This window comes from Janthinobacterium saanense (assembly GCF_014200675.1).
GTDB lineage: Bacteria > Pseudomonadota > Gammaproteobacteria > Burkholderiales > Burkholderiaceae_D > Janthinobacterium.
Map to the genome: position 1 here is coordinate 12,823 of NZ_JACHCI010000002.1, position 12,272 is coordinate 25,094.

Annotated in this window: 12 protein-coding genes; 7 read left to right on the plus strand and 5 right to left on the minus strand. The window is 61.9% G+C overall.

Annotated features, from left to right (window positions below; genetic code table 11):
* The first annotated feature begins 7 nt into the window (after positions 1-7).
* Positions 8-2,482 carry a penicillin-binding protein 1A gene (locus HDE72_RS02800; RefSeq protein ID WP_183737222.1) on the plus strand — a complete coding sequence of 825 codons (2,475 nt, stop codon included), beginning with the start codon at positions 8-10 and terminating at the stop codon, positions 2,480-2,482.
* A gap of 98 nt (positions 2,483-2,580) precedes the next feature.
* Complete coding sequence (locus HDE72_RS02805) at positions 2,581-2,769, plus strand: hypothetical protein (protein WP_183737223.1); 189 nt, start codon at positions 2,581-2,583, stop codon at positions 2,767-2,769.
* Between the two features lie 49 nt (positions 2,770-2,818).
* Here the strand turns inward: HDE72_RS02805 and HDE72_RS02810 are convergent, their stop codons facing one another.
* From HDE72_RS02810 to HDE72_RS02820, 3 genes are all read right to left on the minus strand, one after another.
* Complete coding sequence (locus HDE72_RS02810) at positions 2,819-3,385, minus strand: hypothetical protein (RefSeq protein ID WP_183737224.1); 567 nt, start codon at positions 3,383-3,385, stop codon at positions 2,819-2,821.
* A gap of 79 nt (positions 3,386-3,464) precedes the next feature.
* Positions 3,465-3,752: a putative quinol monooxygenase gene (locus HDE72_RS02815; RefSeq protein WP_183737225.1), complete on the minus strand. Its 288-nt coding sequence runs from the start codon at positions 3,750-3,752 to the stop codon at positions 3,465-3,467.
* A gap of 121 nt (positions 3,753-3,873) precedes the next feature.
* Entirely contained in the window at positions 3,874-4,446 is a 573-nt protein-coding gene (locus tag HDE72_RS02820) for an FMN-dependent NADH-azoreductase (RefSeq protein WP_183737226.1), read from the minus strand.
* 162 nt (positions 4,447-4,608) lie between these two features.
* On the opposite strand from HDE72_RS02820, the gene HDE72_RS02825 reads away from it, so the two are divergent.
* Complete coding sequence (locus tag HDE72_RS02825; RefSeq protein ID WP_183737649.1) at positions 4,609-4,989, plus strand: winged helix-turn-helix transcriptional regulator; 381 nt, start codon at positions 4,609-4,611, stop codon at positions 4,987-4,989.
* 7 nt (positions 4,990-4,996) lie between these two features.
* On the opposite strand, the gene HDE72_RS02830 is transcribed toward HDE72_RS02825, so the two are convergent.
* The gene (locus HDE72_RS02830; RefSeq protein ID WP_183737227.1) at positions 4,997-6,025 is read right to left on the minus strand and encodes a helix-turn-helix transcriptional regulator; all 1,029 of its coding nucleotides are present in this window, start codon (positions 6,023-6,025) and stop codon (positions 4,997-4,999) included.
* Between the two features lie 225 nt (positions 6,026-6,250).
* Between HDE72_RS02830 and HDE72_RS02835 the strand changes: the two genes are divergently transcribed.
* Positions 6,251-8,272: a glycoside hydrolase family 3 protein gene (locus HDE72_RS02835; protein WP_260176392.1), complete on the plus strand. Its 2,022-nt coding sequence runs from the start codon at positions 6,251-6,253 to the stop codon at positions 8,270-8,272.
* A 211-nt stretch (positions 8,273-8,483) separates the two neighbouring features.
* On the opposite strand, the gene HDE72_RS28035 is transcribed toward HDE72_RS02835, so the two are convergent.
* Complete coding sequence (locus HDE72_RS28035; RefSeq protein WP_183737228.1) at positions 8,484-8,714, minus strand: hypothetical protein; 231 nt, start codon at positions 8,712-8,714, stop codon at positions 8,484-8,486.
* Positions 8,715-8,801: 87 nt separating this feature from the next.
* Between HDE72_RS28035 and HDE72_RS02845 the strand changes: the two genes are divergently transcribed.
* From HDE72_RS02845 to hpaR, 3 genes are all read left to right on the plus strand, one after another.
* Positions 8,802-9,812, plus strand: a complete 1,011-nt coding sequence (locus HDE72_RS02845) for a LacI family DNA-binding transcriptional regulator (protein ID WP_183737229.1) — start codon at positions 8,802-8,804, stop codon at positions 9,810-9,812.
* A gap of 80 nt (positions 9,813-9,892) precedes the next feature.
* Complete coding sequence (locus tag HDE72_RS02850) at positions 9,893-11,704, plus strand: DUF885 domain-containing protein (protein WP_221291140.1); 1,812 nt, start codon at positions 9,893-9,895, stop codon at positions 11,702-11,704.
* Between the two features lie 98 nt (positions 11,705-11,802).
* Positions 11,803-12,258 carry a homoprotocatechuate degradation operon regulator HpaR gene (gene hpaR / locus HDE72_RS02855; protein WP_260176394.1) on the plus strand — a complete coding sequence of 152 codons (456 nt, stop codon included), beginning with the start codon at positions 11,803-11,805 and terminating at the stop codon, positions 12,256-12,258.
* Positions 12,259-12,272 lie beyond the last annotated feature (14 nt).

Sequence of the window (12,272 nt, forward strand, 5' to 3'; positions counted from 1 at the left end):
AGCAAGCATGGCTTCAGGCATGGAACAGTTTCAGGCAGCGGCACGCCGCTGGGCACAGCGCGCGCGCATAGTCGCCGTGGAGTGGGGCGGACGGGGCAGGGTATGGGCGCTGTCGCTGTATGCGCGCAAGCGCGCCCATTTGCTGAGCTTGTCGCCCGTGCGGCGGGTCCTGCTGCTGGGATTGTGGTCAGGCCTGGCCTTGCTGGCGTTGCTGATCGCCTACATGCTGCTGCTGATCCCCCTCACGCCCAGCATCCACGACTTGCGCCAGGCGCGTGCGGCCGCGCCCAGCACCATGGTCAGCGCCGATGGCAAGGAACTGGCGCGCTTCGATCAGGGCTTGCAGGAAAGAGTGACCCTGAACCAGATCTCGCCCAATGTGATCAGCGCCCTGATCGCCACCGAAGACCGGCGCTTTTATGAACACCACGGCATCGATTTCAAGCGCACGGCGGGCGCCATGCTGCACAGTATGAAAGGCGATGCCCAGGGCGGTTCGACCATCACCCAGCAGCTGGCGCGCAATATGTTTCCCGAGGAAATAGGCCGCTCGCGCAATCTGAACCGCAAGCTCAAGGAGCTGATCACGGCGCTGAAGATCGAGGCAACCTACAGCAAGACCGATATCCTGGAAGCGTATTTGAATACCGTGCCTTTCCTGTACAACACCTACGGCATCGAAATGGCGGCCCGCACCTATTTCGACAAGCCCGCTGCGCGTCTCGATATCCTGGAGAGCGCCACCCTGGTGGGTATGCTCAAGGGCACGAATTACTACAATCCCGTTGGCAATCCCGAGCGTTCCCTGCAGCGCCGCAATGTGGTGCTGGGGCAGATGCGCAAATACGGTCTCATCGACGAGGCCCGCTACCGGCAACTGATCAAGCGGCCCTTGCGTTTGCATTTCGAGCGCCAGAGCGAGCGCGCGCAATCGGACAGCCATTTCACGGCCTATGTGCGCAAGTGGCTGATCGACTGGGCCGATGAAAACGATTACAGCCTGGAGCTCGATGGCCTGGTGGTGCATACCACGCTCGATTACGGCTTGCAGCAGGCCGCCGAACACGCGGTCGAGCGCCAGGCGAATGCCTTGCAGGCGATAGCCGACGTGGAATGGAGCCGTGCCGGCATGCCGTCGTCCACTTCGACCGGCATGTACACCGCCATGCAGGCAGGCAGCCCCGCTTTCGAGTATTTCTGGAAATCGCATCCGGCGCTGGAAGACGCAGTCGTGCGCGAGTCAAGCGAATACCGCAAGGCCGTCGCCGATGGTGGCGCAGCTGGCGAGGTGTTGGCGCGACTGAAAAAAGACCGTAGTTTCATGGCCGCCCTGCATACATCCAAGACGCGGCTGCAAGCGGGTTTTGTTGCCATGGACCCCGCCACCGGCGCCGTACGTGCCTGGGTGGGCAGCCGCGACTTTGCGCATGAACAATTCGACCATGTGGCGCAGGCGGCACGCCAGCCAGGCTCCACCTTCAAACCCATCGTGTATGGCGCGGCGCTGGAAAAGGGGCTTAGTCCCGACCATGTGTATCGCGATGCCGTGATGGATATCAAGGCGGCTGACGGCAGCAAATGGCGGCCCACCGACATGAGCGGCACCACCGGGCGCGACATGACCATGCGCGATGGCCTGGTGTATTCGAAAAACACGATTACGGCGCAAGTCATGCAAGACGTGGGCTTGCCCAGTATTATCAAAATGGCGCGCGCGCTGGGCGTGCGCGACAGCAAGCTGGCCCCCGTGCCATCCTTGGCGCTGGGCACCAGTCCCGTCACCTTGCTGGAAATGGTCAACGCCTATGCCAGCATCGCGGCCCAGGGCGAGGCGCGCCTGCCGTTTGTCGTCAGCCACATCACCGACCGCACGGGCAAGACCATCGCCCGTTTTGGCGACGACAAGCCCAAGCGCGCCATGACGGAAAAATCGGCCAATATGCTGACCGACATGATGCGCGGCGTGATCGACCGCGGCACCGGCACGGCCATCCGCAACCGTTTCGGCATTCGTTCCGACGTGGCAGGCAAGAGCGGCACCACGCAAAACAATGCGGACGGCTGGTTCATCATGATGCACCCGGAACTGGTGGGCGGCGCCTGGGTGGGTTTCAACGATGCGCGGGTCACCATCCGCAGCAATTACTGGGGCCAGGGCGGCCATAACGCCGTGCTGCTGGTGGGCGACTTCTTCAGGACGGCGCTGGAATCGGGCAAACTGTCGCGCGACGCCATCTTCCCCGGCGGCAAACCACCACCACCGTTGCGCCATGTAGAGCCGGTCGAGGCGCCGCAGGACGAGCCCGTGGAAGAGCCGGGCGACCTGCAGCAGGAGGGCGTGCCCGCCGCGCCAGCCGCGCCGCAAGCGATGCCAGCGGAAGGCGCGGATGGGCAGGAGGCGGTCCCGGTCCCGGTCCCGGCGCCGGCCCCGGCCCCGGCGCCAGTTCCTGTGCCGAGTCCGCAGCCGGCGCCGCAAGGCTAAGCTTGATGTGATGGTGCAGCAGGTGTGGAAGACAGGCCTGCTTTATCAGTGTAATCTGGGCACGACCTGATCAATGCACCGACAGTGAAGCTTCTATCATGGACATCAAACCATTGGATACAGAAGATGACGATTGCGCCGCGCCGCGCGAAATCGAGTCATTGATGAGCGCCGAGTTGGGGACGATTGAAGCTGATCGCCTTGATATATTGGCGACACTGGTTGATGTATGGGAGGCGACCAGCCGAGATCGAAGCGCGGTATCGGCGCCAGGTGCTGCACATTGAGCACACTCGGCAAGGGTGCTGCCAGGGTGCGCACGATGCGCTGGCGTACTCAAGGCGTCGTCATGGACTGGTGCTGGAACTCGATGCGGTTGTTCTGGTAGTCCCGCTTTTGATAAGGGCCAAAGACGCGCAGGTTTTCCTTGTCGCTGGCATTGGCTTGCTCACGCTTCATGCGCCGTAGCAAGGCGGTATCGCTGAGCGGCGCGCTGGTGGCGCTGAAGATGTCGTGCCGCACACTTTGCTTGGCGTCGTAGCCGCGCGATATGAGGGTGAGTTTGCGGGTAGCTGGATCAAAATACAGGCGCAGGGCGTCCGTGTTCATGTCCTGTAAATACAGGCCGTCATCGCGCTGCTGGGCAAAGTAATGGTCGCCACAGACAGCTTTCGGCTCGCGTTTCCATACACAGGCGAACAGTATCAGCAAGTGCTTGTCGTCAAGCTGCTTGATCGAGATGCGCCCTTTGGAATAACCCCAGGTGCTGGCCGGCACGGTGGTCGATGAAGCGAGGTTGTAATCGCCCACCAGGCCGGCGCTGGCGGTTTGTGCCGAGGCATTCATGCAGAGACTGAGGACGGCTGCCGCTGCGGCGGTTTTCAGCGAAAAGAATGGCGTCATGATCGTTATTAAAAAAAGTTGCCATATTATAGAGGGCAACTTTCTCGGCAGGCCGCACGCTAGTGTCTTCCGGCGATTCTTACTTCAGCTTGCTCAGCTCGGCGACATCTACCTTGCTGACTTTGCCAGCGACGGCGGCGCCCAGCGCCTTGAAGTGGGGCGTGTTGTCATGGGCCGTCAGGGCGGCCTTGTCGGTCCATTCTTCCAGCATGATGAAGCGCGTGGGAATCTTGTTGTCGACATGCAGTTCGTAACGCAGGCAGTCTTTTTCCGCGCGGCTAGGCGGCACCACGGTTTCGAGGGCGGCGCGCACGGCGTCGATATGGTCGGGGAGTGCATCGATGGTGGCAACGACGATCAGGGTCATGGTGTTCCTTGTGAAGTGATAGGGGCGGGAACAGCTTAGCGCATCTGGCACTTTCTTGCCCGTCAGTCACAGAGGGGCCGCGCAGAAACAGTGTCCGGCGCGGCCAGATCATCGTCGGCGATTATGCCGTTTGCAGCGCTGCGATCTGCTCATAGGCCGTTGCCAGCGCCTGCGCCCTCGCTTCGTCGCTGACCTTCAGGCCTTCGGCGCGCACGATCTCGAATTGATGCACGCCCAGGAAACCCAGGAAACTTTGCAAATGGCTTTCCTGGTGTTCGGCGCCGGCGGCCGGCGTGCCGGCGCCGTAATAACCGCCGCGTGCCGAGGCGATGATCACGCGCTTGGCGCCCAGCAAGCCTTGCGGGCCAGTCGCGCCATACTGGAACGTCTTGCCTGGCACGGCCAGCGCGTCGAGCCAGGATTTCAGCTGGCTGGGGATGGCGAAGTTGTACATGGGAGCGCCGATGACGATCACGTCGGCAGCCAGCAGCTGATCCAGCGCAGCGGCCAGTTCGGCCGCTTCTGCGGCGCCGGGAGCGGCCGTGAATTGCGGTAGTGGCCGGGCCGCCAGGTCACGGTATTGCACGGTAGCGCCGGGTGCAGCCGCTTGCAGGCGGGCCACGATGGCGGCGGACAATTGGCGGCTGACGGAATGGTCGCCGAGGATGCTCGAATCGATATGCAGGATGTTCATGATAGCCTCGTTGGATGATATGATCGGGTGGTATGTTTTTGTAACCGAGGCTAATATAGTGACTATAAAATGAGCGCACAAGAAGGCACTTTTCCCACACTGGGGCACATGGATGTGACTATTGGCGATGTCGCTGCGCGAAGCGCCGAGCTGGAGCGGCGCATGCGCGAGCAGGGCGGCCATGCCGGCGTCGAGCAGTCATGCCGCCCCATCACGGATATCCTCACGCGCGTGGGCGACAAATGGAGCGTGATGGTGGTGATGCTGCTTGGCAATGGCACCAAGCGCTTCAATGAAATGCGGCGCCTGATCGGCGGCATTTCGCAGCGCATGCTGACCTTGACCCTGCGCGGCCTGGAGCGCGATGGCCTGGTGACGCGCACCGTGTTTCCCACGGTGCCGCCGCGCGTCGACTACGCGCTGACGGATATGGGCCGTGCACTATTGATACCGATTAGCGCATTGGGCACCTGGGCCTATGTCCACCGCGACGCCGTCGATGCGGCGCGGCTGGCGTTTGATGCACGTAACGAGGTCGTGTAGGAAGGCTTTACATGCCTTGCCGGTAGCGTGCTGGCGGCAGTTCAAACTGGGTCTTGAAGAAGCGGGTAAACGCGCTTTGTGAAGAAAAGCCCAGGCGGTCGCCGATTTCCGACAAACTCAAGGTGGTGTCGCGCAATAAACGGCGCGATTCACGGCTCTTGGCGCGCAATTCCAGCGCCCGAAACGAGGTCTGTTCCTGCTGCAACTGGCGTTGCAAGGTCCAGCGGCTCATCGCCATATCGTCACATAGTGCCAGCAGCAGCGAGGCGCCATCGGCATCCGTGCTGCCTTGCTTGTCCAGCAAGCCGATAATGGCCTGTTCCACGCGGGCCGAAAACAGCTGTGCGCCCTGCAATTGCTGCAGTTGCGTCTGGGCATGCTGCAGTGCGTGCGGCGCCAGCATGGCGTTGAACTGGGCCAGCGGCAAGTCCAGCCGGGGCGCTTCGAAGGTCAGCGTATTGCGCGCCTGCCCATAGCGCGCCTGGGCGCCGAAAGACTCTGAAATGGCTGGCGCAAACCATGGCGCCTTGCCCACGAATCCCGCCTGGAAAGCCGTGGCCGCGCCCGTGTCGTAGGCGCGCGTAAGCAGCGACAGCATGCGGAAATTGGCCAACGCCTGCATGGCGCCGCCCCGGGTGCAAAACTCGGAGATATATTCAATCTCGATGCGCGCGCCGCTTTCATTGATCAGCATGAAATCAAATTCACCGATTAGCCCGCGTAAATGCAGCAATTCGTGCAGCGCACTGCGCAGGGTAGGGCGGTTGAAGCAGACCTGGGCGATGGCAGAAAAATGCGCGAACCACTGCGTTACATCAAGCTCCAGGATGCCGCGATGGGGCGGCAGTTGCTGGGCATAAGCGACCATGCCGCGATGGCCTTGCGCACCGATGCGTCCGTCAGGCTGGTCCAGTTGCGCAGGCGTGATGCCCGTCTGGCGAAAAAAGTCGGCGGGGTGGTGGCCATCGGCCTGCATGGCGCGCGCGCATTGCTGCGCGATGCGGTTCGATACCGTCCGCGTATCTGGTTTATGCAAAGCTGTCTCCCGTTTTTATACTCTTTTTTGTAGTAATTTTTCACGGATATTAGCATTTTGTAGCAGCTCGCCGCTGATCTTGCGCGTGCGTCAAAAATTGTTTTCGCGGGTATAAAACTGCTGCTGCCAGGTCAAGAAATACGCAGATTCTCACGCTACATTGTTTGCGGGGCGGCCTGGATGCCGTCCGCCATACAGACAAATACAATAAATCAGGAGACTTGCATGACCCAGATTACCCACATTAGCCGCAGATTAAAACCGATGACCGTGGCGGTCGCCAGTGGCCTGGCCGCGCTGGCGCTGGCCGCTTGCGGCAACAGCGATGACCCGGACTACACCCAGCCCCTGTTTGGCGCCACCACCTATAGCCAGATCAAGCTGGCCGGCTATAGCTTCAAGGATATGAACCGCAATGGCACGCTAGAGCCGTATGAAGACTGGCGTTTGTCGGCCGAGGTGCGCGCCGACGATCTCCTGTCGCGCATGACACTCGATGAAAAAGCGGGTTTGATGATGCATGGCACCGCCCCTACGGTGGCCGATCCGTCTGGCATCGGCCTGGGAGGGGCGTATGACTTGACGGCCTTGCAAGACTTGATCGTCAGGCAGTACATCAATACTTTTATCACGCGCATGGGCGGCGATACGGCCAATATGGCGGCGCAGTACAACCAGCTGCAAGCGCTGAGCGAAAGCTCGCGGCTGGGCATACCGGTTTCCATCAGCACCGATCCGCGCCACCATTTTCAATACACGGTGGGCGCCAGCGCGGCCACCAGCGGTTTTTCACAATGGCCGGAAACTCTGGGCCTGGCCGCCATCGGCGACGATGCGCTGGTGCGCCGCTTTGGCGATATCGCGCGCCAGGAATACCTGGCCGTGGGCATCACGCAGGCGCTGTCGCCACAAGCCGACCTGGCCACCGAGCCGCGCTGGTCGCGCATCAACGGCACGTTTGGTGAAGATGCCGACCTGGCCAAACGCATGGTGCAGCACTATATCGAAGGCTTTCAGGATGGCAATACCGGTTTGCACGACGGCAGCGTGGTGGCCGTCGTCAAACACTGGGCAGGTTATGGCGCCACGCGCGAAGGCTACGATGGCCACAATTATTATGGCCGCTACATGACTTACCCGGGCAATAACTTTGCCTATCATTTGAAGCCGTTCGAGGGCGCGTTCACGGCCAGGGCGGCGTCCGTGATGCCCACCTATGCCATGCCGGACGGTAATATCACCATCGATGGCATCACGCTGGAACAGGTGGGCGCCGGTTTCAGCAAGAGCTTGCTGACCGATTTGCTGCGCGGTAAATATGGTTTTGATGGCGTGATTCTGTCCGACTGGGGCATTACCTCCGATTGCGATGCCAACTGCCGCAATGGCACGCCAGCTGGTGTGGCGCCCAGCTTTATCGGCTTTGGCACACCGTGGGGCATGGAAGACTCCACCAAGGCCGAGCGTTACGTCAAGGCCGTGCTGGCCGGCATGGACCAGTTTGGCGGCGTGACGGAAGCGCCGTATCTGACGCAAGCCGTGCAAAGGGGGCAGTTGACGGAAGCGCGCATCACGGCTTCGGCGCGGCGCATCCTGGTCCAGAAATTCAGGCAGGGCTTGTTCGAGCATCCGTTTGTCGATGCTGCCAAGGCAGCTGCCACGGTGGGCAAGGCGGAATTTGTCGCAGCGGGTCTGGAGGCGCAGCGCCGTTCGCTGGTATTGCTGGAAAATAAGGACAAGGTCTTGCCGCTGGCGGCCAGCGTCCGGAAAGTCTATCTGTACGGTATCGATGCGGCCGTGGCGAAGCAGTATGGCTACACCGTGGTGGCCACGCCGCAAGAAGCCGATGTGGCGCTGCTGCGCGTGGCGGCGCCCTACGAAACGCTGCATCCCAACTATATCTTTGGCAGCATGCAGCATGAAGGCCGGCTTGATTACCTGGATGGCAACGCCGACTATGAAGCGATCAAGAACGCTGCCAAGTATGCGCCGAAGACGGTGGTGACGGTGTATCTGGACCGTCCTGCCATCCTGGGCAATGTCCAGGACAAGGCCAGCGCCATCCTGGCCAACTTTGGCGTCAGCGATACCGCGCTGTTCGACGTCCTGACGGGCAAGGCCAGGCCGCAGGGCAAGCTGCCGTTCGAACTGCCATCGTCGATGGCCGAGGTACTGGCACAGAAATCGGACCTGCCTTATGACACGGCACATCCGCTGTACAAGTTCGGTTACGGCCTGGGGTATTAAAGGGGCGAGTGGCCAGTGGGTTCAGGCCCGATACCACGGGCATATCGCAGTGGGCCACGGCGCCCTGCAAGGTTAGGAACGAGGACATGGCGTGCACATGCGCAGGATAGGCAGCGCCAGTTGCCGGGCCCTGGAATCCCAGGTGGTAATCACGGTGTGGCGCTTGCGCGGCGCCGCCCGGATTGACGACATTGACCTGGGCCGTGATCTGCTAGGCTGGGCCCAGCCAAGCAGTGCAGATCCATGCCAGCACGGGATTGCCGTAGTAGCGGGCGAAGACTTCAGGCGCGCGCAGACACAGCTTTTGCTGGGCGTTCCAGATGCGGTCATTGGCGCCGGCCCTGGCAAAATGGTCGCCACCGGCCTGGCCGCTGGCATGCTGTTCGGCGATCAATGCCTGAAACACGGCATTGACCTGCTCCAGCAATTCGAGGTCATCCACAGCGCGCTTGAGCACCACATTAGTATAGGGATGAATCAGCGCATTTTTCCTCATAAAAACCCTCAAAAAACCCTCAAAAGAGCTGCAATGACGCATCCATTTCCAGTCAAGGTGGTGGCCCTGCAAGCCGGTGTCAGCGTGGCCACCGTCGACCGCGTGATCAAGGAGCGCGGCGGCGTGCACGCCAATACGGTGCGCCGCAGCGGGCAGGGGAGCCTGTCCGGTAAAAAATTCATGATCGATGTGCTGATGGTGGCGCCGCAGCGTTTTACGCATGCCGTGCGCCTGGCGCTGGAAGAGCAATTGCCATCGCTGCACCCGGCCGTGCTGCGTTCGCGTTTTTTGCTGCATGAAACCCTGGAGGTCGGGCAGATTGTCGAACAGCTCGAGCGCATCCGCAAAAACGGCTCGCACGGCGTGCTGTTAAAGGCGCCGGACGTGCCGCCGGTGGCTGAGGCCATCGGTCGCCTGGCGGCAGCCGGCATTCCCGTGGTGACCCTGGTGACGGATGTGCCGGGGGCGGCGCGCCACAGCTATGTGGGCATGGATAACCGCGCGGCAGGTGAGACGGCGGCTTGCCTGATTGGCCAGTGGATGGGGCGCCTCAAGCAACGGCAAGTGCTGGTCACACTCAGTAGCAATCGTTTTCATGGCGAAGAGGAGCGCGAGATCGGCTTTCGCCGCGCATTGCGCGAGCATCACCGCCATTTGACGATCGTTGAAGTGAGCGAAGGGCATGGCATCGATGGCGCCACGGGGGCGCTGGTAAGCCAGGCCCTGCTTGATCATCCCGGCGTGGCCGGCGTGTATTCCATCGGCGGCGGCAATGCCGCCATCGTGCAAGCGTTTCGCGAGGCGGGCCGGCGCTGCAAGGTGTTTATTGGTCACGATCTCGATGCAGACAATCTGGCGCTGCTGAAACAAGGCGCCATCCACGCCGTGCTGCATCATGACCTGGGCCAGGACATGCGCCGCGCCTGCCAGGATATTTTGCGAGCACAGGGTGCCTTGCCTGCATTGCAGCAGGCGCCAGCCCTGTCGGCCATCCAGATTGTCACGCCCTGTAATTTGCCGGCGCTGGCGCTGCGTCACGGCTAAGCATGTCCGATTGACAGCGGTGGGGTGCTGGCCGATACTCATTGTTTCGCTCATCGTTCACCCTTGGAAGGAAAGCCCCGATGTCCGTACCTCCGAAATTGTACAAGACCGTCATGGCGGCCACGCTTGCACTGGCCTTGGCTAGCGCGTTTGCCGCCCCGGCCGATGCCGCTACTGCGCCGGCGGCATCGGCCGCCTGGGTCGATGCCAGCAACCGCAATGCCGCCATCGTGCTCGAAGCGCAGGCGCAGTTCTCGCCCGAGAATGCATCGGACACGGGTTTGCCGCAATACGATGGCCTGGCCACCGACCTGGGGCCGAAGATTACCGAGCGTTATGTGGCCGCCATGCAGCAGGCGCGTGCCAAGCTGCAGCAGCGGCTGGCGGCCGAAAAGGATGAGCGCATCCGCCAGGATCTGGAGATATTGACGCACGCCGTCGACAACGAGATCACGGGCGCGCAGCTGGACGCCAAATATACTTTACCCTGGGTCGATGTGCCGCAGCTGGTGTTCGGCAGCATGCAAAGCCTGCTGCAGGAACAGCGTCCGGCCGCCCGCCGCGCCAAGGCGCTGGAACGCCTGCAGCGTTATGTGGGCCAGTTCCCCGGCAGCACGCCGATCACGGCACAGGCCAAGGCAAGGTTTACCGAAAAAATTGGCCAGAAGGGCCTGGCCGGCCCCGTGCGCCTGCAGGTGGAGCAGGCGCTGGACAATGTGCCGACCTATATCGCCGGCATCCGCAAGCTGTTTGCCGACATGAAGATAGCGGGCGCCGAGCCGGCGCTGGCGGCCATGGAACAGCAATTGAACGAGTATGCGGCGTGGGAGCGCCAGACCGTGCTGCCGCTGTCGCGCACGGATTTCCGCATGGCGCCCGAACTGTACGCATTCCGCCTGAAGCAGGTGGGCATCGACATTGCACCGCAGGCGCTGATCGAGCGGGCCGAAGTGGCCTACCTGGAAACGCGCGCCGCCATGCAGGCGCTGGCGCCCGTGGTGGCGGCCAGGCTGGCCTTGAAGGGCATCGATGGCAATGATTATCGCCAGGTGCTGCGCGCGCTGAAAAGCGACTCTATTCCCAACGAGCAGCTGGAAGCGCACTACAAGGAGGTCAATACGCAGCTCGAAGCGCGCATCCGCCAGCAGGGCGTGGTCGATCTGCCGCAGCGCGCGATGACCATGCGCCTGGCGTCGGCCGCTGAATCGGCGGCCCAACCGGCGCCGCATATGCGTCCGCCTCCGCTGATCGGCAATACCGGTGAACATGGCCAGTTCGTGCTCACCGTGAGCAATCCCGCCACCAGCGGCAAGGGTGAAGTGTATGACGACTTCAATTTCTCGGGCGCTGCCTGGACCCTGAGCGCGCACGAAGGCCGTCCTGGCCATGAGTTGCAGTTCAGCGCCATGGTGGAGCGCGGCGTGTCGCAGGCGCGCAGCCTGTATGCCTTCAACAGCGTCAACGTGGAAGGCTGGGCCTTGTATGCGGAAGCGGAGATGCTGCCGTATGAGCCGGTCGAAGGCCAGTTCATCGCGCTGCAGTTCCGCATGCTGCGGGCGGCGCGCGCCATGCTGGACCCGATGCTGAACCTGGGCCAGGTTACGCGTGTAGAGGCGGACCGCATCCTGACCGATGAAGTGATGCTGTCGAAACCGATGGCGCGCCAGGAACTGGACCGCTACACCTTCAATATGCCGGGCCAGGCGGGCAGCTATTTCTATGGCTACACGCGCATCCTGCAATTGCGTGCCGAGACCGAGCTGGCGCTGGGCGCGAAGTTTGACCGCCTCGCCTTCAACAACTTCCTGCTGGGCCAGGGCTTGCTGCCGCCGGACTTGCTGGCCAAGGCGGTGCGTGAGCAATTCATCCCCGCGCAAAAAACCAGGGGCTGACCGCATCCCCGTCCGCAAGCATGTTTTGCGGACGGGGATAAAGTCTTGTCAGTTGTATAATTACAAGCAAGCCCACCACCTCTGCCCTGGAGTAACGCTTGCAGCCTTTGATACGCTATCCCAATATGCCGCAGCTCCTGCACAAGGCGCGCGACAGCCTGTTGCAGCATTTCCGGCCCATCCTCAACCATTTCGGTGTAACCGAACAGCAATGGCGCATCCTGCGCGCGCTCAATGTCAGTTCGACGCTGGAGCCGCGCGAACTGTGCGATCTGTGCCAGATTTCCAGTCCCAGCATGAGCGGCATTCTGGCGCGCATGGAAGACACGGGATTGATCGCCCGCAGCAAGGTGGCGGGCGACCAGCGCCGCCTGCAAGTGCAGCTGTCGGACGCGGGCGCCAGCCTGGTGATCGAGATCGGCAAGCTGATCGACTTGCAATATGCCAGCCTGGAACAGGCTTATGGCAAGCAGGTGTTCGAGGACATGCGGCTGGCGCTGGAAGCGTTTATCGCACTCGACACCTTGCCGGTGGCGCCGGCGGTCTTGCGCTGATTTGTCCTGATCAG